This window comes from Microbacterium halotolerans (assembly GCF_003569805.1).
Lineage (GTDB): Bacteria > Actinomycetota > Actinomycetes > Actinomycetales > Microbacteriaceae > Microbacterium > Microbacterium halotolerans.
Window position 1 is genome coordinate 736,253 of record NZ_KZ984051.1, and the last position, 23,934, is coordinate 760,186.

A 23,934-nucleotide genomic window follows, 5' to 3' on the forward strand; every position below is an offset into this window, starting at 1 on the left:
CCCATGACCAAGATCGCGAGCGGGTTACTCGCACTCACGTTCCTGCTGTCGGCTTGTAGCATCGACGGTGCGCCTGGAGACGGCGCCACCCCCGGCGGAGACGTCCCTCCCATGGACGACGTTCAGGCTTTGGGAGGCGACGCGGCTGTCGACGCGATTGACGAGCTCTACGAGGCCGCGATCGAGGCTGGGCAGACTACGGTGACGGTCTACGGCCCAGGCGAGACCGACAAGCAGTCGATCTACGATGAGCTCTTCTTGGCTCGGTTCCCTGAGATCTCAGTCACCGGCGTGTACCTGCTCGGACCGGACTACGCCGCCCGGCTGGAGGGCGAGTTCGCCAGCGGCCAGCACGTCGCCGACCTCGTGCAGGCGGGTGACACTTCCATCTCGCCCGGTCTGCCGCAGGACTACTACGAGGCCTTCCGGCCCGTCACCGCGAGCGAGATGGACCAGTCGTCCTACTCCGACGCGAACGGCATGGTGTGGGCCGCGAGTGGTACGGCGTTCGGCCATATGTACAACACCACGCAACTCGCCCCGGCGGACGCCCCGCAAGGCTGGGAGGATCTGCTCGACCCGGCGTTGGCAGGGCGGATCACTACCGATGACGTGGCCCGCAACGGCGCAGGCTTCGGCACCCTCTCGCACTTGCTCTGGGATGGCACAGCCGACACCGAGTACATCGAGGGGCTTGCCGCTCAGGACATCGTGTTCCAAGCATCCTCGCCCGCCTCCGGAAACGCCGTAGCCACGGGCGAGTACGCGCTGCAGAGCTGGTACCCGATGCCGTTCTACATACGAGACCAAGCGGCGGGTGCACCAGTCGAGTACGTCTTCCCGACAGAAGGCGGCGTGCACATCTCTCCCCACTACCTCGGCGTCGTCAACGGTGCGCCGAACCCTGAGGCCGCCAAGCTCCTCATGACCTGGTTGTTCACCCCCGAGGCGCAGCAGGCGATGGCCGAGATCGGCTACTACCCGCTCGTTCCGGGGCAGCCCGGTGTGCCGGGGTACCCGCCCATCGACGACCTGGATCTCCTCAAGCCGTTCAGCCTGACAGACCTCAACGCCATCAACGCGGAGAACCTGGAGATCATCCAGTCCGCCTTCGCCAACTGACCCGAAAGGCAGAGAATATGGCATCGCTCACCATGGCCTTCGCGACTTCGCACGCCCCGCAGCTCGGTACGCCGCCGGAGAACTGGGACGGCCGCGCTGCCGCGGACAAGAAGAACCAGAGTCTCGCCTTCCGGGGGGAGACGCACCCCTACGACGAGTTGAACAAGCTTCGACGTTCCGCCTTCGGGGGAGAGCTCGCTGTAGACATCTATCGCGAGAAGCACGATCGCTGCCGTGCCGCGATCGACCGGCTGGAGGACTTCGTCCGCTCGTCCGAGGTCGATGTGCTTGTGATCGTCAGCAGCGATCACAAGGAGACGTTCAACGACGAAGAGCTCGCGCCGTTCGTCATCTACTGGGGTGACAGGGTGCAGCACGAGCCCCTCACGCAGGACGATCTCGACGCGATGGCGCCGGGTCTCGCGATCGCCGAGGTGAAGAACGTCCCCGCCGTGAGCTCGACTCGCCAGTGCCACAGCGACCTCGCACTCCACCTGATCGCGTCCGTGCAGTCGAGCGGCTTCGACCCCGCCGCGTCGCAGGTGCTCCCCGCAGGGAAGTTCGGCGACCACGGCATCCCCCACGGCTGGGGCTTCATCATGCAGCAGGTGCTCAAGGGCGACGTTCCCGTGCCGATCGTGCCGATCTTCGTGAACACGTTCTGGCACCCCAATCCGCCGAGCGCGGCGAGGTCATATGACTTCGGGCTCGCTCTGGCCGAGGCGATTGCGAGCTACCCAGAGGATATCAAGGTCGGTGTCGTCGGATCGGGCGGTCTCTCGCACTTCGTGATCGACGAGGACCTGGACCGCACGGTGCTGGACGCGTTCGCCCAGGCCGAGTCCGCCCCTCTGCGTGAACTGCCCGACGACGTACTCGTGGCGGGCTCCTCCGAGATCCGCAACTGGATCGTTGCGGGTGCCGCAGCCAACGCGTCGGGGCTGCGCGCCGAGGTGGTCGATTACGTGCCCGCTTACCGGACCGAGGCCGGCACGGGGTGTGGCATGGGTTTCATGACATGGAAGGCGGCCACCGCATGAGCGCCGTCTCACTGAGGAACCTGACGAAGCGCTACGGAGCCGCCTCGACAGCAGCGGTGGATGATCTGTCCCTCGACATCGCCGACGGCGAGTTCGTGACTCTGCTTGGACCGAGCGGGTGCGGCAAGACCACTACGTTGCGCTGTCTCGCGGGGCTCGAGGTCCCGACCGACGGTGAGGTCACTATCGGCGGCCGTACCGTCTATTCCGCCGCGAGCTCGAAGTTCGTGCCCCCGGAGAAACGCGCTATCGGCATGGTGTTCCAGAGCTACGCGCTCTGGCCGCACATGACCGTGGGTCAGACGGTGAGCTACCCGCTCAAGCTCGCGAAGATCCCAGCCGCCGAGCGTCAGCGTCGCATCGACGAGATGCTCGAGCGGGTGCACCTGCTCGCCCGGAAGGATGATCAGGCGGTCGCGCTCTCGGGCGGGCAGCAGCAGCGTGTCGCGCTCGCGCGCGCGATGGCGAATCGCTCTTCGCTCGTGCTCTTCGACGAACCTTTGTCGAACCTCGATGTGAAGCTCCGCAATTCCATGCGCACACAGATCCGAGAGCTCCACAATGAGCTCGGTACGACGTCGGTCTACGTGACGCACGACCAGGAGGAAGCCATCGCGCTCGCCGACCGGGTTGTCGTGATGAACGCCGGTCGAGTCGAGCAGGTGGGCACGCCGCGTGAACTGTATGCGCGGCCGGCGAACGCGTTCGTCGCCGACTTCATGGGCTTCCAGAACATCCTTCCCGCCACGGTCGTCAGCGTCGGCTCGCACACGGCGGTCGTGGAACTCGACGGGATCGGAGCGCGCATCGAGATGTCCGCGCCGGGATCACGTAAGGCAGGGGACACGCTCCTCGTCGCCTTTCGTGCGAGCCATCTGGAGGTGTCGTCGGCAACCGAGGGCGCTGAGGGTGCGATCACGGGGCGCATTCGCAGCGTGACCTACCTCGGCACGTCGCTTCGCGTGCTCGTCGAGACCGCGAATGGCGTGGTGCGGACGCAGATCGACGAGCGCGACTTCGATCGCTACGGTCCGGACGACTTGAACAGCGGCAACGACGTATCGCTCATGATCTCGCCAGCTCGCCTCGTCGGCCTTCCTTCGCCCGAGGACGCCGCCCACTCCGAACCCGCGGCGTCGACCATCACGACTCGCGTGCCCGCCTGAGGGCGGCCGCTTCATTCCACGAGGAGAACGCATGCCCCTGTCTGCCGTCGATCGGCCACAACTGCTCCCCCCGCTCGCTCCGGACGAATGGCCTCAGGAGATACCCGTCATCGTCGTCGGGGGTGGTCCCGTCGGCATGTCGTGCGCGCTCCTACTCGCGCAGCGCGGCGTCGAGGTGCTTCTCGTCGAACGCCGCGACTTCGAGTTCCGGCTGCCACGGGCCCACCTGCTTAACGTGCGCACTATGGAGATCTTCCACACGATGGGCGTCGCGGACGACATCTACCGGATGGGTCCCGACCACGACCGCTGGCACAAGGTCGCGTGGTACACCTCCGTCGATGCCCGCACGCCCTACGAGGGTCTCAAGATCGGCGAGGTTCCGGCGTGGGGCGGTGGTGACGACCGCGAGCGGTACGCGCAGGCCAGCCCGCGCAGATACGCCAATCTCCCCCAGATCCGCCTCGATCCGCTGATCCATGCGCACGCGTCGGCCGCGCTTCCCGGCCGGCTGCGCGGAGGTCAGGAGGTCCGGGGAATCGGTCAAGACGAGCACGGCGTGAGCGTGACGATCGTCGACCTGGAGTCCGGCGCCATCCGCGAGCAACGCGCGAAGTACGCCATCTTCGCCGACGGCGGACGAACGAGCAACGATCTGCTGGAGGTCGAGTTCGACGGTGTCACGGCGATCCGCAACGTCACGACGTATCACGTCAGTTCCGACTTGTCGATGTGGTCGGAACCCGACGCCATCCTTGCCCACTTCGTGCACCCATCCGGCCATGGCCGCCGGATGGGGACGATGCAGGCGATCGGGCCGATCAACTACAGCCGCGACTCGGAGGAGTGGCTCGTGGGCGTCGCCGGTTGGATGCTGGAAGGCGATCCGGAGGATCACGCGACCCATGACCGCGCGATCCGGCGCCTGTTGAATCTGGCGGACGACCACCCGCTCGAGATCCACTCGATCAACGCCTGGACCTACAACGGAGCGGTCGCGCAGAAGTACCGAGCGGGCCGAGCGTTCCTTGCGGGCGATGCCGCTCACCGGCATCCTCCGACGGGTGGCCTCGGGCTGAACGGTGGCATCCAGGACGCGGCGAACCTCGCGTGGAAGCTGGGTGCCGTGCTCGACGGCAGGGCGCCGGAGTCGCTGCTGGACAGCTACCAGCAGGAGCGCCGCCCGGTCGCGGCCTATTACACGGCGCACTCTCTCGAGAACGCGAACCGGCACCCTCCGATCGCGGAGGCGCTGGGGTTCTCGGATGCCGCCACCGTCGAGGACGAGCACCGTTCCCTCGACGTGTTCCTCGGCACCGGCCCGGAACCGGAAGCCATGCGGGAGCGGGTACGCACGGCTGTCGCAGCCAACGCGTTCGACTTCAGCCAGCTCAATGTGGAGGCGGGGTACCACTATTCGGCGGGCGCGCTCTTGCCGGACAACTCGCCCCTCCCCGAGGGATACGAATCGCCAATCGTCTTCCAGCCGGTGTCGCGCCCCGGCCATCACATCCCCCACGCGTGGCTCCGCCGATCGAACGGCGGCACGGAAGCCGACCCGGTATCCACGGTGGACCTCGTCGCGCACGAAGGGTTCACGCTCTTCGTCGGCGACGAGGCGAGCGACACCTGGCGGCGGGCGGTGGATGGCGTCGAGACCACGCTGCCGATCACCGTGGTCTCGATCCCCCACAGCGAGGACGCGTGGGCGGCGGTGCGCGAGGTCGATTCATCGGGGGCGATCCTCGTGCGCCCCGATTGGATGGTGGCGTGGCGCGTGCTGGAGTCGCCGCCCGATCTGCGCACGGCACTTCAGGACGCGATCGATCTCATCCTGCGCGGAGGCGCACGGCCGGCGGAGGACCCCGCGGATCCCTTCGTGGAACGGATCCGGGTCGCGGCCGAGCGGATCGCGGGGCTGGAGATCCGACGATGACGGCCGACAAACTGCTGCTGCGGCTACGAGCCCTCGACACGTGCGCCGTCTCCGACGCTCTCGACACGCTGTCCCTTCCCGGGGCGACCACCGGGGTGCGCGCCCTCTGGTTCGCATCCGTCGTAGTCGGCCGGGCCCGGACGATCCAAGCCGGACCGCGCCCGTCCGACGGGTCCGCGGCCCATATCGCGGCGGCGGCGATCGACGATTCCGGCGAAACCGACGTCCTCGTGATCGCCAACGACGGCCGGCTCGACGTGTCCTGCTTCGGCGGCATCCTCACTCGCGCGTCGGTGCGCCGCGGCGTGCGTGGCGTCGTGATCGATGGTGCGTGCCGCGACATCGCTGAAAGCCGCGAGCTCGGCTTCCCGGTGTTCGGCCGTGCAGTTGTGCCAGTGAGCGCGCGCGGAAGGATCGTCCAGCTCAGCATGGACCAGACGATCGAGTTCGCAAGAGTCCGGGTCGACTCAGGCGATCTGGTGATTGCGGACGGCAATGGGGTCGTGTTCGTGCCGGCGGCCCGCGCCGAGGACGTGATCGGGATGGCCGAGCTCATCGCCGCCCGGGAGTGGCGCATGGCGACCGCCGTCGATGTGGGCGAGCCCGTGACTGACGTGATGCATGACAGCAAGTTCCCGACCTTGGAGGACCTGGACCGATGACCGAAGACATCCCGCTCGCCCGCTTCTCCACGGCTACGGTCTCCGACGCACTCGACAAGCTTGGGCGGGCTGGGTCGATGCTCGGCGTCGCACCGCTCGTCGACAGCGCCCGGCTCGCGGGGCGCGCGTTCACGGTCCGGTACGTCGCAGCTGGCACGCCCGCCGGCACGGTGGGCGACTATCTCGACGATGTGGCACCGGGCGAGGTCGTGGTGCTCGACAACGGCAGCCGCACGGACTGCACAGTGTGGGGCGACATCCTGACGTCGATGGCGGCCGACCGTGGCGTGTCCGGCACCGTGATCGACGGCGTCAACCGCGATGTCGAGCGCGCGCTCGACCTGCAGTACCCGATCTTCAGCCGTGGGCGGTTCATGCGTACAGGCAAGGACCGCGTCGAGGTCGCGGATGTAGGGAAGCCCGTGACGATCGGTGGCGTGCAGGTCAGAGCAGGGGACGCGATCATCGGCGACGCAGACGGCGTACTCGTCGTCGCACGCGAGATCGAGGACGAGGTGCTGGAGATCTGCGAGTCGATCCATAGCCGCGAGAGCGCGATCCTCGAGGCCGTGCTCGCGGGCTCCTCTCTGGCGGAGGCACGCTCGGCGCAGGGGTACCACGTGCTGCAACGCCCTAACTGAGGAGGAGAAGGCGCTTCGTCTCGCACCTTCTTCACTCCAACGGTGGCGCTCTCCCGGAACTCCGAGAACACGGCCCACGACCAAGAGCCGGATGCGAGATCGTGCGAGATCGATTGCGCCGCTTCGCGGCGACCGCTCACCGGGATAGCAGCTTGCTCTCCTCAAGTCGGAAGACGTCGATCGCGATGTCTTGGAAGAACGACTTCTTCTCGGCGGGAGTAAGAGGAAGCGCATCCTGCATGCGGACTTCGTCGGGAACGTACTCGTACGGGTAATCCATGGCGTACATGACCCGATTGTTGCCGAGAACCTTGCGGCTGAAGAGGATCGGTTCGGGCGCCGGCATGCCGCTCGTCGTCATCCAGACGTTCTCCCGGATGTAGTCGCTAATCTTACGCTCGAGAGGCCGGATCGCCGGATAACGCCCAGCCGCCACCATTCCCGCGTGCATATAGTCGAAGCGGTACAGCCAGAAAGGCAGCGCCTCTCCCATGTGCCCCAACACGAGGCGCAGCTCCGGAAAGCGGTCGAAGACACCGGACGTGATCATCTTGAGCGCATGCATCGAGGTCTCGACCTGGAATCCGAAGACGGACCCATCCAAACCGGAATCGTGGAGCGTGCCTATCATTGAGTCGTTGGGTGTGTTCGGGTGCAGGTACAACGGTACGTCGAGCGCCTCCACTGCCTCGAGAATCGGCCAGAACTCCGGATCCGACAGATATCGACCTCGGATGTGCGAGTTGACGATCAGCCCTCGCAGCCCCAGTTTCGCGACCGCACGTTCGAGCTCAGCGACCGCGCTGGGAACATCCTCCAAGGACACCGCCGCGAGGCCGGAGAATCGCGTGGGGTGGCGTTCGACCGCCTCTGCAAGGATGTCGTTCGCGTTGGTCGCGATAGCCCTACCGCGACTGCCGTCGAGTGCCTGCGTGCCCGGAGCAGTGAGCGCAAGGATCGCATGGTCAATGCCAGCAGCGTCCATGTGCCCCAGCCTCAGTTCATCGGAGTCCACAAGACCCGCACGGACGAACCGAGGCCGCTCTGCGTCACTGGTCATGTAGTGACCGACGAGACTATGGAATCCCCTGCCGCCTTCGCCGGCCTCGATCATCCGCTTCCACTCGTCGACGATCTCCTGGGTGGCCCAGGCCTCCTCTGTCGCAACGCGGAGGTACCCCACGTCGCCGCCGGTCGTGAGCGCTGCGGCTTCGATATCAGTCATATGGCGTTCCCCTCGGGCGGTGTAGCGGTCTCGACCGCTGATCTAGTTGCGCTAAACCGTAACTACGCCGTTCCTCCCAGAAGACGAATGCGTGTGCCCTTTTTCCGGAGGACAGAATCTGTGGCAGGAATCGGCGTCGTCCCTCATCGACCACGCCCCTCAGGTTAGGTCGCCAGTCGCTACCTGTCGCGCGGATGGAAGTACCTGCACTCTCCAGTCCAAACGACCGCATCCAACCCTCGAAGTTCTGCTGGACGGAACTCCGCGCGCGTTGCTCAGGGCGTGACCACCACCTCCCGATAGCCTCCGAAGGCGACGACGAGGTCGCTCGAACTCGAAGCGAAGGAGCGATCGATGCCATACCCCCCGCTCGCACAGTTCATCGCAGGAGAGATGCGCAGGCAACGACGGCAGACACGGCCCGTCGTAAACCCCGCGACGGGAGATGTACTCTCCAAGCTCCCCATCGCGAGTAGCGGAGACGTGGACGACGCGGCAGCCGCCGCCGCTGAGGCCTTCCCAGCCTGGCGGACCACCTCCGCCTACGACCGGTACCGGATCCTGCGCCACGCCGGCGAACTTCTGCGCAAGCGCGCGGCGGATATCGGGCGCGCTACGACGCAGGAACAGGGCAAGCCGGTCACAGAAGCCACAGCCGAGGTGCTGGCCGCCGCCGATATCTTCGACTGGTTCGCAGAGGAGGGGCGGCGGGCCTACGGTCGCATCGTGCCTGCACGGCGCGATGATGTCCGCAACATGGTGCTGCACCAGCCGGTCGGGCCTGTCGCTGCCTTCACTCCGTGGAACTTCCCGATCACGATCCCGGCGCGCAAACTCGCGGCTGGCCTCGCGGCCGGCTGCACTGTCGTGTTTAAGCCAGCCGAGGAGACACCCGCGACGGGACTCGCTCTCGCACACGCCCTTGCGGATGCGGGGCTTCCAGCGGGAGTGCTGAACGTGGTGATGGGAGAACCGGCGGAGATCTCGACGCAGCTGATACGCGACCCACGCATCCGGAAGGTGTCTTTTACGGGCTCCACGGCTGTCGGCCGCGAGATCGCGCACCTCGCAGCAGAGGGGGTCAAGCGGGTCACTCTCGAACTCGGCGGGCACGCACCCGTGTTGGTGTTCGACGACGCCGACATCGAGACAGCGGCCGCCATGGCCGCGAGATCCAAGTTCCGCAATGCGGGCCAGATATGCATTGCTCCTACGCGGTTTCTCGTGCAGGAGCCGGTGTACGAGAGATTCACCGCGGCCCTCGCCGAGCACGTGCGCGCGCTGAAGGTCGGCAACGGACTGGACGAGGGCACCACCATGGGGCCGCTTGCCCACGAGCGGAGGCCGCCGGCCATCGCGGCTCTCGTCGACGACGCACGAGACCGGGGTGCGCGAGTAGTGGTCGGGGGCAAGCCCATCAACGGCCCCGGCCACTTCTGGCAGCCAACCGTGCTCGCCGATGTCGACCACGATGCGCGAATCATGCTCGAAGAACCGTTCGGCCCCGTTGCGATCTCCGTGCCGTTCACCGATCTCGACGATGCGCTCGTACGCGCGAATGCCCTGCCATATGGGCTCGCCTCGTACGCCTTCACCGGCTCAGCAGCCACAGCTCACGCGATCGGCGAGCGGATCGAGGCTGGCATGCTTGCCGTCAATCACTTCATGCTGACCAGCCCGGAGACGCCTTTCGGCGGAGTGAAAGAGAGCGGATACGGCTCCGAGGGCGGTTCGGAAGGCATCGAAGACTATCTGGTCACAAAGCTCGTCAGCGAAGCATGGTGAGATCCGACTTTCTGCCTTTCGACCTCCGAAAGATCAGCAGACGAACAATCGAGACGGAACGAGGACGATGACGATGACAGACAACTATGAGTGCATCGCGGTCGCGGTCGTTGACGGCGTGGCGACGGTCACACTCAACCGCCCGCAGAAGCGGAACGCGATGAGCCCTCAGCTCAATCACGAGATGCGTGATGCTCTGGGAGAGATCCGCTACGACAATGACATCGGCGTCGTGGTCCTTACCGGCGCCGGGGACGCGTTCACCGCCGGAATGGACCTCAAGGAGTACTTCCGAGACACGGAGGGCGACCCGGTCGCGTTCGAGCGCGTGCGTGATATCGCGTGGGAGTGGCAGTACAACATCCTGCGCAAAATGCCTCAGGTGACGATCGCGAAGGTCAACGGGTGGTGCTTTGGTGGAGGGTTCACTCCGCTGACCTCCTGCGATCTGGCAATCAGCGCCGACGAGGCAACGTTCGGACTCTCGGAGGTCAACTGGGGCATCATCCCGGCAGGACTCGTCACGCGCGACGTCGCACTCGCCATGGGCTATCGCAACTCGCTCTACTACATTCTCACCGGCGAACCGTTCGATGGAAAACGCGCCGTTGAGACCGGTCTCGTCAATGAATCCGTGCCCCATGACGAACTCGATGCTCGCGTTGACGCGCTCGCCGCGCACCTCAAAGGGCTGAATCCCGCAGTGCTTCGCACCGCGAAGGAGACATATCGGCACTCTCTTGACATGGATTACGCCCAGGCCTGGGACTACACTGCGGCAAAGGCGCTTCAGCTCCGCTCCCGTGACAAGGAGGGTGGCCGCCGCCAGGGAATGACGCAGTTCCTCGATGAGAAGACCTTCAAGCCGGGCCTCGGGGCCTACGCGCGTGGGACGGAAGCCGATGCGTAACCTCGCACCGCTCCTGCGCCCGCGTAGCGTCGCGGTCATCGGCGCATCGAGCACACCGACGTCGCTGTCTGGACGCCCAGTCAAGAACCTGCTCGACAGCGGTGCGGACGTGGAGATCTATCCCGTCAACCCGCGTCGATCCGAGATCGCGGGGCTACCCTGCTACCCCGACATCGAGTCCGTGCCGAGTGCCCCTGACGTCGCGCTCGTGCTGACTCCGGCCACGGCCGTCGCCGATACCCTCGCCGCCGCGGGGAAACGAGGAACGAAAGCCGCGATCGTCATCACGGCCGGGTTCGCCGAGCTGGGCGAGGTAGGCGAGACCCAGCAGCGCGACTTGGCCCGGATCGCGCGCGAGCACGACATGCTGCTTCTGGGGCCGAACACGATTGGCACCCATGACTACCGCCGGGGTCTGCCTCTCAGCTTTGTCTGGTTCGGGCGTCGCCCTCCCACCGACGCGGGCAGCATTGCAGTTGTCACGCAGAGCGGGTCTGGAATGGCGGCGCTGTGCGATCGTCTGAACGACGAAGGCCTTCCTCTCGGCTACGGCGTGGCCACAGGGAACGAGGCCGATGTCTCCGTCGCTGATCTGCTCGATAACTTCGCCGATGACGACGACGTCCGGGTCGTGGCCACCGTCTTCGAGGGCATCAAGGACGGCCCCGCCTTCCTGCGCGCGGTTGGACGGTTGCGTGACGCGGGCAAGCCCGTCGTAGCACTGAAGCTCGGGCGCACACCCTCGGGTACCGCGATGACCGCATCCCATACGGGATCGCTCGCGGGAGAGTACGCAACGGTCAGTTCGGTTCTTCGACAGCACGGTGTCATAGAGATCGACGACTTGGACGAGTTCGGATCCACGCTCGCAGCGGCTCTCGGAGGCAAATTCCCAGAGGGGACGCGGATCGCGGCGATCTCGAGTTCAGGCGCAGCTACTGTCATCTGTGCCGATCGCGCTGACGAGCTTGACATGGAACTGCCGGACTTCTCGGCCGAAGCACAGAAGCGGATAGCGCCGTACCTGCCATCGTTCTCGCCCGAGGCGAGCAATCCGCTTGATCTGACGGCTCAGGCGATGGAGCATCGGAACGCGTTGAGCGACGTTCTCGAGATCGCGCTTGCCGAGCCGGACATCGACGCCGTGATCGTCGGCACGCCCAGCAGTACCGGTCCGAAGGGACTCGAGACGGCCGACAGGTTCGCCGACATCGCTCGCCATAATCAGAAGCCATTCTTCCCGTTTCTCCTCACCGGGGAAGAAGCCGCGGCGGCGCGCGCACGACAGCGCGCTCATGGGTTCGTCTCTTTCACCTCGCCAGGGAAGGCCGTCCAGGTCGTGGAGCGCTTGAGCCGATTCGCTCGTGCCCGCCGTCGCTTCGCGTCCCTCGCGACAGCCGTTGACCCCCCGATTCGCGAGCAAGGACTCGAGCCGATGTCCGAGTTTGATGCCTTGCAGTGGCTCAGCACCCACGAGGTCCCGGTTGTGGCCCAGGAGTTGGCACGATCGCCCGAGGAGGCGAGCGCCGCGGCCGAGCGAATCGGGTATCCCGTGGTGCTCAAGATCAACTCCCCCCAGATCGCCCACAAGACCGAGGTAGGCGGTGTAATTCTCAGCCTTGACACGGCCGAGGCCGTCTCGGCCGCATACGACAGCATCGTCGCGTCGACAGCAGCCGCGCGCCCTGATGCAACTGTCGATGGGGTCGTCGTTGCCCCCATGATCGATGTCGCGTTCGAGCTGATCGCGGGCGTGCACCACGATGCGACCTTCGGTCCTGTGCTGGCCTTTGGCCTCGGCGGGATCTGGGCGGAGGCGCTCGGGGACGTCGCGCTGCGCGCGGCGCCCATCACCGCGGCCGACGCTCGGGAGATGGTCGGGGAGCTACGCGGTGCCGCACTTCTGCAGGGCTCTCGCGGCTACCCTGCGGCGGACCCCGACGGCATCACCACACTTCTGATCGCACTGTCGCAGATCGCGCTCACGCATGGTGCGGAGCTAGACAGCATCGATCTTAATCCGGTCGCGGTCACTCGCGATGGCAGGATCCTCGCGCTTGATGCCGCAGTTTTCACCCGCGACCTGCGATGAAGCAGGTCGCCTCGCACGAGAGAAGAGGAACGAGACACCATGAGAAATGCACTCCCCCGGCTCGCCCTGATTGCGTCGACGGCGCTCCTGCTCACTGCCTGCGGCGGGACAAGCACTACCCCAACTGACCCTTCAGACCAGGGCTCGGGCGCCGATGGCAGTGTGGAGGTACTCGGCGGTGAAGAAGCGGCGAAGCAACTCGACGAGCTGTACGCGTCTGCACAAGGAGCAGGGCAGACGGACGTCACAGTCTACGGCCCTGGGGAGAGCGACAAGGAGGCTATGTATGAGGTCTTCTCTGAGCGCTTTCCCGGTATCACCGTCAACCCTGTCTACATCCTCGGTCCCGACCTTACTGCCAAGCTCGAAGCGGAGTTCGCCAGTGGGCAGCACGTTGGCGACTTGATCCAGAACGGAGACGCGGGAATCGCGGGCAACCTGATTGCTGACCAGCTCGAACCGTTTGAGCCGGTGCTGGCGCGCCAGTTGGATCCCGTCGCGTACTCCGAGCCGAGCGGTACTGCGTGGGCAGCCACCGCCGCCACGTTCGGATTTGCCTACAACACCAATCTGCTGAGCGAGGATGAAGCACCGAAGAGATGGGAAGATCTCCTCGACCCGTCGATGGAAGGGCAGATGGTCTCGGACGACGTCACACGCAACGGCGCGGGCCTTGGGACCCTCTCGCACTTGCTCTGGGATGGCAGGTACGAGCCCGGATGGCTTGATGACTATTCGACCCAAGGGGTCACTTTCCAGGCTTCGACGCCCGCGGCCGGGTCGGCCGTCGCAACCGGAGAGTTCGCCGTGCAGCCGGCGTATCCGATGGCCTTCTACCTGCGTGATCGCGACAACGGTGCGCCGATGGCCTGGAACCTCCCCGAGGAAGGCGTGCACCTTTCTCCGCACTACGTCGCGCAGCTCAAGAACGCCCCCAACGCCGAGGCTGCCAAGCTCCTAATGGCGTGGCTGTTCACGCCGGAAGCCCAGCAGGCCGCCGCCGAGCTCGGATACTACCCACTGCTGCCCGGCGAGTCCGGTCCGGAAGGCCTGCCCGCCGCGAACGAGCTCGATCTGCTGAAGCCGATTAGCTTGACGGAGGTCCTGAGTGTGCACTCCGACAATCTCGAGGAAGTCAATACTGCTTTCGAAGAATGACGCAAGCCGTTCGGTGGCCCGAGTTGCTCACGAGCGGACTCGCCGGTTCCGTTTGGCGCCGCTCGGCGAATCTGTGCTGTTCCCCGAAGTCGATCGGGGCTATGTCGGCGAAGCGTAAGTAGTGCGCCTGGAACGCGACCTCGATGTCGGCGGACGGGCCGTTGCGATGCTTGACGACGATGAGGTCGCTCGCCTGAGGACGCTTGTCCGTTCGCTTCTCGTGGCCGCGGTTCAGTTGCGATAGTGCGCCCCGATTCATCGACAGCGTGTGACTACCAGCCGCAGAAGCGACGACTCCCACTCTCGAAAGAGGGGGATTCTTTCCACGATGACCCGCGAGATCCGTCAACAACGTCGCGACTCGGGGCAAACGGCGAAGACTGTGGTTCACCCACGTCACTACCCGGCCCCATACTCCGGCTGGGTGGTGAGCGTGCGCTGACTTGGTGAACATGCGTCCACCGACGATGGATGCCTCGCCCTCGAACAACTGCGTCGATATCGTCGCGGCCTCCGTGGACCGGGTCGGGCGCGATGGGTTCGATTTATCCCTGAGACGTTCCCGCGAGCTTCGGAAGCGACCATCCGGCGATCATCGAGGCGCTGGCGAGGGACAGGGAGAACGGCATCGACTTGCCGCGGGTGATCGTCTGCCCGCACGAGTACAGCGCACTCAGCGCGGCGCACGCTTGCGCGGCCGCGACGGGAGAGGCACAGGCGGTGTTCGTGCACACCGACGTCGGCACAGCGAATCTCGGGGAGCCGTGCACAACGCCGCGCGCTCGAGGGCGCCCGTCGTCGAGATCAACGCGGCGACGGCACGTTCTTCTTCAGCGTGCCGTCGTCCACGTACTGGATCGCCGCACAGCACGCCGTTCCCGTGCTCACGGTCGTGCTCGACAACGGCGGCTGGAATGCGACCAAGCGCAACGTGCTGCGGCAGTACGAAGCCGGAGCCGCTGCCAGGGGCGATGCCTACTGGTCCTCCCTGCAGCAGAGCGCCGACTTCGGCGGTATCGCAGCGGCAGCGGGCGATGCGACGAGCGCCGAGGTGACGGCCATGGAGGAACTGGAGCCCGCACTGCGCGAGGCGATCTCCGTCGTCGAATCGGGCAGATCAGCCGTGGTGACAGTGCGCCTGGACACGATCTCCCATCAGCGGCCCGAGCGGCTGTGAGCCGACCGGCGGACTACTGCGCGTAGCCGAGGTCGTCGAGCAGGGCCAGGCCGCTGGAGGCCCATTCGATCTCGGCGCGGGCTCGGGCGACGAGGTTCTCGTAGCCGAGGCGTTTGAAGGCGACGACGCGGGCGTGGTCCTCCAGAGGGGTGACCTCGAGGCGGTCTCGCAGCATCGGCGTCGCCCGTGCCTGGACGCGCTCGAGCTCCGCCTCCCACTGGGCGAGCTCGCCCCTCCAGTGCTCGATGTGGTCGCGGAAGAACGCCCTGGCCGCGCTTTGATCCGCGGCCTCCAGGTACGACGCCTTCAGCGTCGCGGGCTCGCGCACGCGGGAGTAGGACAGGGGCCCGTTCATCCAGGTGAGATAGTCGCGCTCCCCCGTCGGCGTGACGTGGTACATCCGGCGCCTGCCGCGCTCGCCGCGGGTCTGCTCCTCGGCCTCGACGAGACCCGCCGCCTCCATCTTGCGCAGCTCGGGGTAGATCTGGCTGTCAGGCGCGTGCCACAGGTGTCCGACCGAGGTGTCGAACATCTTCTGCAGGTCGTACCCCGACTGCGGCCCGACGCGGAGCAGCGCGAGAAGAGCGTATCGAAGGCTCATGGGTGGGAGAGGGTCCTTTCTGCTGCCGGTCGCTTCGCTGCGGCACCGACCGATGTGCGAGGGGGCCCGAGCGACTTGCGTCACCCGGACCCCCTCGAGCTTATTGACTCGGACGTCCGTTTCCGATCATCCGGAGCTCACCGCGTCACTTGGTGTAACCGGTGCGCCATCCGCCGTGGTAGGTCTCGCGGGCGACCGACGAGAACGGAACGGGGCTGACGACCGCGCGGACCTCGGTCTGCTCGTGCTTCTCGACCGACGCCTTGCTGGTGCCGCCGTTGGGCTCGCCCCAGACGACCTTGACCTCTGCGCCCTCCGGCACGTCCGGGTTGACCGTCGCGAGCGACAGGCCGCGGCGCTCGTTCGAGCTGTAGCCGGTGAACATCGAGAAGCCGACGTTGCTGCCGTCCGCGTCGACGACCGAGTCGTAGTTCGCTGAACCGTAGTTCGCCAGAGGCAGGTCGAAGAACTTGTAGTTCGGGCCGTCGACGTTCAGCAGCGACGTCCACACCTTGCCGAGGTCTTCGGCGTTCCACTCCAGCGTGACCTTGCGGCGCTGCGTGGCGGGGTCGATCTTCTCGAGGGCGTCGCGGCCGATGAAGTCGTGGTCGAACTTCACGAACGGGCCGTAGCCGAGCTCCCACGGGGTCAGGTAGTAGTCCTCGATGTTGTCCGAGACGAACGAGCCGGCGAGCGTCCCGGTCGCCTCGTAGCTGTCGGCGCCGAGCCACTTGCGGTAGCCGGCCTCGGCCTCACCGCTGTAGACGGCGGGCAACGGCGAGGGGATCCAGCCCGACTCGAGCGTGTTCGACGGGTAGGCGCGCGAGCCGACGGGAACCAGGCCGAACTCGGCGCCTGCCTCGACGATCGTGTCGCGGATGAGGTCGTGGTCCTCGTACGGGCCCCAGATCTCGAGGCCGGGAGCGCCGGCCATGCCGTGGCGCAGCGTGCGGACCGACTTGCCGGCGATCGTCATCGTCGACATGTTGAAGAACCTCAGCTGCTCGAGCGGGCCGCCGTTCAGCTTCTCGATGACGTTCCAGGCCTGCGGGCCCTGGATCTGGAAGCGGTAGTAGCGGCGCTCGACGGCGTGGCCGTAGGGGCGCGAGGGCGAACGACGGTCGACCGTGAGCTCGAGGTTCTTGTAGTCGCCGGTCTCGCCGTGGTACCACAGCCAGTTCGAGGCGGGGGCGCGACCGACGTAGACGTACTCGTCCTCGGCCTCGCGGAACAGGATGCCGTCGCCGATGACGTGGCCGGATGCCGTGGTCGGCACGTACTGCTTGGCCTTGTCGACGGCGAAGTTCGCCACGGAGTTGATCGCCGTGTCACTGATGAGCTTGATCGCGTCAGAGCCCTTCAGGAACACGTTGTCCATGTGGTGCGACTGGTCGTAGAGCACGGCCGTGTTGCGCCACGCCTGCTGCTCCTTGATCCAGTTCTGGAAGTCGGCCGGAACGACCGGGTAGATGTACGAGCCGATCTGCGAGTTGCGGAGCAGTTCGACGGAGTTGCCAGCGGCATCGATGGCCTGCTGGAGATTCTGAGGTGCCACGGTGAACCTTTCTGTGGATCTCGTTGTGGTTTGTTCGGATCAGGAGTTGAAGACGATGGTGTGGTTGCCGTGTCGGATGACGCGGTCTTCTGCGTGCCATTGCACTGCGCGGGAGAGCACGGCGCGTTCGACGTAGGCGCCGCGCTTCTGCATGTCGAGGGCGGTCATGGCGTGGTCGACGCGTGCGACGTCCTGCTCGATGATGGGACCCTCGTCGAGTTCTTCCGTGACGTAGTGCGCGGTCGCGCCGATCAGCTTCACGCCGCGTTCCTTGGCCTTGCGGTAGGGGCCGGCGCCGATGAAGGCGGGCAGGAACGAATGGTGGATGTTGATCACCGGCACGCCGACCTTCTCGAGGAACGAGTCGGAGATGACCTGCATGTAGCGGGCGAGGACGACGAAGTCGACGTTCCCGTCGAGCAGCCGCAGGATCTCGGCCTCGGACTGCGACTTGTCCGCGCCCTGCTGCGAGGGCACGTGGAAGAACGGGATGCCGAAGGTGCGCACGTCATCGGCGACGTCGGTGTGGTTGGAGATCACCATCGGGATCGACACGGGCAGCTCGCCGCGGCGGTGGCGCCACAGCAGCTCGAGCAGGCAGTGGTCGCTCTTGGAGGCGAGGATCGCCATCCGCTTCCGGATGGACATGTCCTGCAGCTTCCACGTCATGCCCAACGGTTCCAGAGTCGCGGCCAGGTCGGCTGCGATGTCGGGCTGGGCGGCGACGAAGTCGGCGCGGTGGAACACCACGCGCTGGAAGAAGTGCCCGTCCTGAGGGTCGGTCGAGTGCTGATCCAGCGAGATGATGTTGCCCTTGTTGCGGTTGATCAGGGCGGAGACCGTCTCGACGATGCCCGGATGATCCGGACCGTCCACGACGAGGCAGGCGTGGTCGATGAGCTGGGGAATGTTGTCGGTCATAACGCCATCCTTACGCAACCTTGGCGGCGAACTTCTCGGCCCACTCGGCCGTGGCCTTGAGGCCGCCGAAGGTGTAGAAGTGCAGCTTCACGTCGCCCGCGGCCGGGTTCGCCGCGTTCCGATCGGCCAGATCCGTGATGAAGCGGTCGGGACCGGCCGTTCCCATCAGGTTCGTCAGCGAGAACCCGTACTTCTTCACGATCATCGCGTTCGCTCCGATCCCGAAACGACGCGCGAAGTTCAGCAGCCGTTTGATGCCCGCGGGCCCCGGCGTGCCGATGCGGATCGTGGCATCGATGCCCAGTCCGCGCACCCGGTCGATCCAGTTCTCGACCGGCTCCGTGTCGAAGCCGAACTGCGTCAGGATGACCGCACCCAGTCCCTGCTCCTTGAGCGAGGACGCCTTCTTCTCCAGATGCTCCCAGAGCAGCTCGTCCGAGATGTCTGGGTGTCCCTCCGGGTAGCCGGAGATCGACACCTCCTTCACGCCGTACTCCGGAAGCACACCGCTGCGGATCAGGTCGTAGGCACTGTCGTAGGGGCCCTCGGGAGTGGCGGGGTCGCCGCCCACGGCGAACACGTGCTCGCTGGCTCCGACCTCCTGCAGGGCGGAGAGGAACTCGCGCAGCTGAGCTTCAGAACCGATCCGGCGCGCCGAGATGTGCGGGACCGGCACGAATCCGGCCTCCTTCACGGCCTTCGCGGCCGCCACACGCATCTCCAGGTCTTCGTTCCCCAGGAACGTCACATTGATGCGCGTTCCCTGCGGAATGGCGTGCTGTGCCTCGAGCAGACCAGGCACGTCCTTGCCGGTCATCTCGAGCGAGAAGTCGTCGATGAGCTTCGCCTGAGCAGTCACAGGGTTTCCTTCCGGGTAACGACGCCACCGCGGCGTGGCCGTCAATGAGGACGATACCTATGACCATAGGGATTGTCCAGAGGGAGTCCGAGGAAAGTTCCGTGAGTTGGAAGCGGGCGGGATCTCATCAAAGTTTCACATTTTCATCACGCACGGATGAAAGTCTTTGACTTTGGTCCGTGCTGACATGCATGATGAATCTCACACAACAGCGTGTACCCGAGCCAATGGAGGCCCGCATCATGAAGAAGACTCTGCCCGTCATCGCCGCCCTGGGCGTTGCGGCACTCGCATTCACCGGCTGCACCGACTCCGCGGCCGATCCCGAATCCAACGGATCAGGCGACGGCGGTGACGCGGGCGAGCTGCGCACCGTGCGCGTCGCCGCGCTGCCGATCGCCGAGACCGGCGCCATCTGGGCCGCCGAGACGGAGGGAATCTTCGCCGACCACGGTCTCGAGCTGGAGATCATCCCCTCGCAGGGCGGCGCCCAGGCGATCCCCGCGCTGCAGAACGGTGACATCGACATCGCGATCGCCCAGCCTTTCGGTGCCTTCCGCGCCAACCTGGCCGACCTGCCCATCCGGATCATCGGCAACTACGCGAACAGCAACGCCGAGGGCGAAGACGTCAACTCGGTGGTCGCCGGCGCTGACTCCGGCATCACCGACCTCGCGGACCTCAGCGGCAAGCGCGTCTCGGTGAACTCCCTCGGCGCGGCAGGAGACGTCACCATCATGAAGGCCGTCGACGACGCGGGCGGCGACTCGTCGACCATCGAGTTCGTGGAAGTCGCCTTCCCCGAGGTTCCTGCCCAGCTCGACGCGGGCAACATCGATGCCGCGTGGGCGCCCGACCCCTTCCGAAACCAGGTCGTCGAAGCCGGCGGCGCCGACCTCGTCTACCCGTACCAGGCGACGATCCCTGGTCTGACTGTGCTCACCAACGTCACCTCGGCCGAGGTGCTCGACAGCGATCCCGAGCTGATCGAGGACTGGTCGGCTGCGCTGGATGAGGCGCTGCAGTTCGCCGCGGAGAACGAAGACGCCGTGCGCGAGGCGATCGCGAGCAACCTCGAGATCCCTGCCGAGGTCGTCGACGGCATCGTGCTGCCGGAGTTCACCAGCGAGATCGACACCGCCGACCTGCAGTCGCTGATCGATCTCGCCGTCGACTACAGCGTGCTCGACGGCGAGCCCGACCTGAACGAGCTGGTCACCGAGTAGCGCGCGCACTCCTCCCCCAAACCGAAAGGAGCCGGTGTGCGCCAGACGCGCAAGATCGTGCTCGGCACCCTCGGCGTCGTGCTGTTCCTGGTGGCGTGGCAGCTGCTGCCCGTGGTCGGCCTGGTCGACCCGCAGTACCTGCCGTATGCCACGGACACTCTCGTCAGGCTCGGCGGCGATGCCCTCGACCTCGAGTTCTGGCGCAACGTGGGCCGCACGCTGCGCGGCTGGATCATCGGCCTGGTGATCGCCACGGTCGCGGCGGTCGTGCTCGGCACCCTGATCGGCCTGGTGCCGTTCCTGCGGCGCGCGACCCACACGACGGTCGAGTTCCTGCGGCCCGTGCCGTCGGTCGCCCTGATTCCGATCGCCGTGCTGGTGTTCGGGCTCCAGCTGCCGGCCACGCTGATGCTGATCGTCTACGCCAGCTTCTGGCAGATCTTCGTGCAGGTGCTCTACGGCGTCGCCGACGTCGACACCGTCGCCCGCGACACGGCGCGCAGCTTCGGCCTCACCCGCAGCGAGCAGATGTTCCGCGTCGTGCTGCCGACGGCACTGCCCTACCTGTTCACCGGCCTGCGGCTGGCGGCATCCGTCGCGCTGATCCTGTCGGTGACGGGCGAGATGCTGATCACCGCGACGGGGCTGGGCGGCCGGCTCGTCGTGCTGCAGTCGTCGGGCGACTGGTCAGGCGTCTACGCGGTCATCGTCGTCACTGGCCTGCTCGGGCTCATCATCAACATGGTGTTCCGGATGATCGAGCGCCGGTCGCTCGGCTGGCATCAGTCGGTAAGAGGGGAGGAAGTGCTGTGACGCTCTACACGACGACCGTCGTCACACCCCGCCGCGGTGCCGAGCGGGCCCGCAGGTTCTTCGAGAGCGCGGGCTTCGCCCTCGGCCTGCCGATTCTGCTGTTGGCGATCTGGGGCGTGTGGGGCACGGCGGCGCCTGCGCAGTTCTTCCCGTCGCCCATCGTGATCGCGCAGGCCTTCGTCGACACCTGGATCGGTCCGGCCTTCGTCGAGGACGTGCTGCCGAGCCTCTGGCGCCTGGGGCTCGGCATCGTCCTCGCCATCGTGGTCGGCGTCGCGCTCGGCACAGTGATCGGTCTGGTCAGGTGGCTGCGGGAGCTGTCGGAGCCTGTGCTCGAGTTCTTCCGCGCCGTGCCGCCGCCGGTCCTGATCCCGGTGGTGACGCTGCTGTTCGGTCCGTTCGACACCGGCAAGGTGATCCTGATCGTCGCGGGCTCGATCTGGCCGATCCTGCTCAACACGATCGACGGCATCCGGAGCGTCGACTCCGTGATGACCGAGACCGGACGGTCGTACTCGCTGACCGCGACGGAGAGGCTGCGCTACCTGCTGCTGCCCGCCGCGAGCCCGCGCATCATGGCCGGCATCCGCCAGGCGCTCTCGGTCGCGCTGATCCTGATGGTGATCAGCGAGATGTTCAACTCGTCATCCGGATTCGGGTACCGGATCCAGTACTTCCAGCGCAACTACCTCATCCCCGAGATGTGGAGCGGCATCGTGCTGCTCGGCCTGATCGGGGTGGTGCTCGCGGTGCTGTTCGGCTTCGCCGAGCGCCGCGTGCTGCGCTGGTACCACGGTCTCAAGGAGGTGGAGCGTGCCTGAAGCGCTTCTGAAGGTCTCGAGCCTTCGCAAGGTGTACGAGTCGGCGACCGGTTCGGTCGAGGCGATCGGCGACATCGGCTTCGAGATGGGCACCGGCGAGCTGATCTGCATCGTCGGGCCGTCCGGATGCGGCAAGACCACGCTGCTGAAGTGCATCTCGGGGCTGCTGGCGCCGACATCCGGCACCGTCGAGCTCGACGGCAAGAAGGTCGTCTCGCCGCCGCCCAACATGGCGCTCGTGTTCCAGGAGTACGGCCGCAGCCTGTACCCGTGGCTCACGGTGCGCGGCAACGTCGAACTGCCGCTGCGGCACAAGGATCTCACCCGCCAGGCGCGCGGGGAGCTCGTGATGGACGCGCTCACTGCCGTCGGTCTCGACCACGCGGCCGACACCTACCCGTGGCAGCTGTCCGGCGGCATGCAGCAGCGCGTGGCGATCGCCCGCGCGGTGGCGTATCAGCCGGAGGTGCTCATCATGGATGAGCCGTTCGCCGCCGTCGACGCCCAGACGCGCGCCGACCTGGAGGACCTGGTGCGGCGTCTGCACCGCGAGCGCGGCATGTCGATCCTGTTCGTCACGCACGACATCGACGAGTCGGTCTATCTCGGTGAGCGTGTGATCGTGCTGTCGAAGTCGCCGACGTGGGTGCAGGAGGATCTGCGCATCGATCTCGACGACGAACGCGACCAGATCACCACCCGCGCCCTGCCGCGGTTCACAGAGCTGCGTACGCACGTGTACGAGCAGATCCAACGGGCTAAGCGCGGCGAGGCGGTGCGGCCGACAGCGTGAGCGGCGTGACCATGCGGAGTCGGAAGCCGAGGCGCCTGCTGCTGTCGCTGCTGGGTAACCACGTCGTCGACGGATACGACGAATGGGTCAGGGCGGCGGCCTTCCTCGAGGTGCTCTCCGGCGCAGGAATCGGGCAGGCGGCGGCGCGGGCGGCGCTCGATCGGATGGTCGTGGTCGGCATGCTCGAGCGGCGCAAGGACGGCCGTGAGGTCGTCTTCCGCCCCACGCCGCACGCGAGGCGGGTCATCCAGGGCGCGTCGGCGCGCGTGCACGGGCCGAGGCCGTTCGAGCCGACCGGTGACGGCTGGACGCTGGTCACGTTCGCGCTGTCGGAGAAGCACCGCCAGACCAGGCACAAGCTGCGCGCAGCCCTGCTGTGGGAGGGCTTCGGAGCGGTTCGCGACGGGCTCTGGATCGCGCCGGGCGAGGTCGATCTCACCGCCGCCCTGGAGCGGCTGCAGCCGGATCTGCCCGCCGGTGCGGTCGTCGCCTTCCGGGCGCACGAGCTGACGGCTTTTCCTGTCGCGCCCGCCGTCGCCGACGCGTGGGACCTCGCAGCGATCCGCGCACAGCATGAGCTGTTCCTGCGCGAGTGGGGAGGCGAGCCGTCGCTGGTTCAGCCGCTCGTCGACCAGACGGCGCTGGTGGCCGACTGGCTCACGCTGCAGCGCACCGATCCGCGTCTGCCGCAGGAGTTCCTCGACTCCGACTGGCCCGCCCCGTGCACCGTCGAGGCTTTCCGCACCTGGATGGACGCGCTCTCCGCCCCGGCCGCCGAGGAGTTCGGCTCGCTTGTGGGGAAAGCGGTCGCGCCGAGGGGATCGGGCGTCTGACGAGCGCCTGGCGCGCCTGAGATCGTTACGGGGAGACTCCGAGAAGTACCGCTTGGCGGGAGCAGGACGCCGATGCGGCCGCGCAGTTCCAATCCAGGAACCTGATGGTGCCGAATCAGCAGTGAGCCGTTGATCGCGGCTCCCGTCTAAGGAGGAATCATGCGTTTCATCCCCACCAAGGTCCACGGCGTTCTGGACTATCTCGTCGGCATCGCGCTGATCGCAGCGCCGTGGCTGTTCGGCTTCGCAGGCGTCGGCGGCGCAGCGGTGGTCATCCCCATCGTGCTCGGCGTCGGCCTGATCGTCTACAGCCTGTTCACCCGCTACGAGTGGGGGCCGTTCGGTCTCATTCCCATGCCTGTGCACCTGGTGTTCGACATCGTCGCCAGCGTCTTCCTTGCGGTGTCGCCCTGGTTGTTCGGCTTCGCCGACAACGCGGTGAACGTCTGGCTGCCGCACGTGGTTGTGGGCGTCGCGGTCATCGTGGTCGTGATCTTCACGCAGCCCCAGCCCGAACCGAAGCGGTCTCACGATTCCGGTAGCGCCTGATCGTTCGCACGATCCTGGGTGTCCGGGCCGTTCTGGTCCGAGAGATGCG

22 protein-coding genes and 1 pseudogene are annotated in these 23,934 nt (G+C 66.4%); 18 read left to right on the forward strand and 5 right to left on the reverse strand.

All coding sequences use genetic code 11. From position 1 onward, the window contains the following. The first annotated feature begins 3 nt into the window (after positions 1-3). The 6 genes from DZG09_RS03375 to DZG09_RS03400 are packed head-to-tail and all read left to right on the forward strand — an operon-like array spanning position 4 to position 6,567. Positions 4-1,122: an ABC transporter substrate-binding protein gene (locus DZG09_RS03375; protein ID WP_162893132.1), complete on the forward strand. Its 1,119-nt coding sequence runs from the start codon at positions 4-6 to the stop codon at positions 1,120-1,122. Between the two features lie 17 nt (positions 1,123-1,139). Beyond that, complete coding sequence (locus DZG09_RS03380) at positions 1,140-2,162, forward strand: DODA-type extradiol aromatic ring-opening family dioxygenase (protein WP_119696288.1); 1,023 nt, start codon at positions 1,140-1,142, stop codon at positions 2,160-2,162. Next, positions 2,159-3,328, forward strand: a complete 1,170-nt coding sequence (locus tag DZG09_RS03385) for an ABC transporter ATP-binding protein (RefSeq protein ID WP_119697359.1) — start codon at positions 2,159-2,161, stop codon at positions 3,326-3,328. The genes DZG09_RS03380 and DZG09_RS03385 overlap by 4 nt, the downstream gene beginning before the upstream one ends. A 31-nt stretch (positions 3,329-3,359) precedes the next feature. Further along, positions 3,360-5,264, forward strand: coding sequence for an FAD-dependent oxidoreductase (locus DZG09_RS03390; RefSeq protein ID WP_119696289.1), 1,905 nt, complete (start codon positions 3,360-3,362; stop codon positions 5,262-5,264). Then, a complete protein-coding gene (locus DZG09_RS03395) occupies positions 5,261-5,926 on the forward strand; it encodes an RraA family protein (RefSeq protein ID WP_119696290.1) in 666 nt (221 codons plus the stop codon). The genes DZG09_RS03390 and DZG09_RS03395 overlap by 4 nt, the downstream gene beginning before the upstream one ends. After that, positions 5,923-6,567 carry an RraA family protein gene (locus tag DZG09_RS03400; protein WP_119696291.1) on the forward strand — a complete coding sequence of 215 codons (645 nt, stop codon included), beginning with the start codon at positions 5,923-5,925 and terminating at the stop codon, positions 6,565-6,567. Before DZG09_RS03395 ends, DZG09_RS03400 begins: the two co-directional genes overlap by 4 nt. A 136-nt stretch (positions 6,568-6,703) precedes the next feature. On the opposite strand, the gene DZG09_RS03405 is transcribed toward DZG09_RS03400, so the two are convergent. Next, positions 6,704-7,792, reverse strand: coding sequence for an amidohydrolase family protein (locus DZG09_RS03405; protein WP_119696292.1), 1,089 nt, complete (start codon positions 7,790-7,792; stop codon positions 6,704-6,706). A 354-nt stretch (positions 7,793-8,146) separates the two neighbouring features. Here DZG09_RS03405 and DZG09_RS03410 point away from each other — a divergent pair, with 354 nt between their 5' ends. The 6 genes and pseudogenes from DZG09_RS03410 to DZG09_RS03440 all read left to right on the forward strand — a co-directional run bounded on the left by DZG09_RS03410 (position 8,147) and on the right by DZG09_RS03440 (position 14,914). Then, positions 8,147-9,577, forward strand: a complete 1,431-nt coding sequence (locus DZG09_RS03410; RefSeq protein ID WP_119696293.1) for an NAD-dependent succinate-semialdehyde dehydrogenase — start codon at positions 8,147-8,149, stop codon at positions 9,575-9,577. A 67-nt stretch (positions 9,578-9,644) separates the two neighbouring features. Beyond that, positions 9,645-10,487, forward strand: a complete 843-nt coding sequence (locus DZG09_RS03415) for a p-hydroxycinnamoyl CoA hydratase/lyase (protein ID WP_119696294.1) — start codon at positions 9,645-9,647, stop codon at positions 10,485-10,487. Then, positions 10,480-12,579 (forward strand): acetate--CoA ligase family protein, encoded by a 2,100-nt coding sequence (locus DZG09_RS03420; protein ID WP_162893133.1) that lies wholly within the window; start codon positions 10,480-10,482, stop codon positions 12,577-12,579. The genes DZG09_RS03415 and DZG09_RS03420 overlap by 8 nt, the downstream gene beginning before the upstream one ends. Positions 12,580-12,618: 39 nt before the next feature. Beyond that, positions 12,619-13,737 (forward strand): extracellular solute-binding protein, encoded by a 1,119-nt coding sequence (locus DZG09_RS03425; RefSeq protein WP_119696296.1) that lies wholly within the window; start codon positions 12,619-12,621, stop codon positions 13,735-13,737. 642 nt (positions 13,738-14,379) lie between these two features. Further along, positions 14,380-14,481: pseudogene (locus tag DZG09_RS17055) on the forward strand (hypothetical protein); the annotation flags it as partial. 7 nt (positions 14,482-14,488) lie between these two features. After that, complete coding sequence (locus DZG09_RS03440; RefSeq protein WP_276116163.1) at positions 14,489-14,914, forward strand: thiamine pyrophosphate-dependent enzyme; 426 nt, start codon at positions 14,489-14,491, stop codon at positions 14,912-14,914. Positions 14,915-14,927: 13 nt separating this feature from the next. Here the strand turns inward: DZG09_RS03440 and DZG09_RS03445 are convergent, their stop codons facing one another. The 4 genes from DZG09_RS03445 to DZG09_RS03460 all read right to left on the reverse strand — a co-directional run bounded on the left by DZG09_RS03445 (position 14,928) and on the right by DZG09_RS03460 (position 18,808). Next, positions 14,928-15,515 carry a PadR family transcriptional regulator gene (locus DZG09_RS03445; RefSeq protein WP_119696298.1) on the reverse strand — a complete coding sequence of 196 codons (588 nt, stop codon included), beginning with the start codon at positions 15,513-15,515 and terminating at the stop codon, positions 14,928-14,930. A gap of 145 nt (positions 15,516-15,660) precedes the next feature. Next, positions 15,661-17,070 (reverse strand): vanillate/3-O-methylgallate O-demethylase, encoded by a 1,410-nt coding sequence (gene ligM, locus DZG09_RS03450; RefSeq protein ID WP_119696299.1) that lies wholly within the window; start codon positions 17,068-17,070, stop codon positions 15,661-15,663. 39 nt (positions 17,071-17,109) lie between these two features. Then, positions 17,110-17,991: a formyltetrahydrofolate deformylase gene (purU, locus tag DZG09_RS03455; RefSeq protein ID WP_119696300.1), complete on the reverse strand. Its 882-nt coding sequence runs from the start codon at positions 17,989-17,991 to the stop codon at positions 17,110-17,112. A gap of 10 nt (positions 17,992-18,001) precedes the next feature. Further along, positions 18,002-18,808 carry a methylenetetrahydrofolate reductase gene (locus DZG09_RS03460; RefSeq protein WP_119697361.1) on the reverse strand — a complete coding sequence of 269 codons (807 nt, stop codon included), beginning with the start codon at positions 18,806-18,808 and terminating at the stop codon, positions 18,002-18,004. 284 nt (positions 18,809-19,092) lie between these two features. On the opposite strand from DZG09_RS03460, the gene DZG09_RS03465 reads away from it, so the two are divergent. The 6 genes from DZG09_RS03465 to DZG09_RS03490 all read left to right on the forward strand — a co-directional run bounded on the left by DZG09_RS03465 (position 19,093) and on the right by DZG09_RS03490 (position 23,885). Next, positions 19,093-20,076 (forward strand): ABC transporter substrate-binding protein, encoded by a 984-nt coding sequence (locus DZG09_RS03465; protein WP_119697362.1) that lies wholly within the window; start codon positions 19,093-19,095, stop codon positions 20,074-20,076. Positions 20,077-20,112: 36 nt separating this feature from the next. Further along, on the forward strand, positions 20,113-20,889 hold the full coding sequence (locus tag DZG09_RS03470; protein ID WP_119696301.1) for an ABC transporter permease: 777 nt from the start codon (positions 20,113-20,115) through the stop codon (positions 20,887-20,889). Continuing rightward, positions 20,886-21,710: an ABC transporter permease gene (locus tag DZG09_RS03475; protein WP_119696302.1), complete on the forward strand. Its 825-nt coding sequence runs from the start codon at positions 20,886-20,888 to the stop codon at positions 21,708-21,710. Before DZG09_RS03470 ends, DZG09_RS03475 begins: the two co-directional genes overlap by 4 nt. Further along, entirely contained in the window at positions 21,703-22,503 is an 801-nt protein-coding gene (locus DZG09_RS03480) for an ABC transporter ATP-binding protein (RefSeq protein ID WP_119696303.1), read from the forward strand. The genes DZG09_RS03475 and DZG09_RS03480 overlap by 8 nt, the downstream gene beginning before the upstream one ends. Positions 22,504-22,514: 11 nt before the next feature. Continuing rightward, positions 22,515-23,336 carry a PaaX family transcriptional regulator gene (locus DZG09_RS03485; protein WP_240423833.1) on the forward strand — a complete coding sequence of 274 codons (822 nt, stop codon included), beginning with the start codon at positions 22,515-22,517 and terminating at the stop codon, positions 23,334-23,336. A 159-nt stretch (positions 23,337-23,495) separates the two neighbouring features. After that, positions 23,496-23,885 (forward strand): SPW repeat domain-containing protein, encoded by a 390-nt coding sequence (locus tag DZG09_RS03490; RefSeq protein WP_119696305.1) that lies wholly within the window; start codon positions 23,496-23,498, stop codon positions 23,883-23,885. Positions 23,886-23,934: the final 49 nt, after the last annotated feature.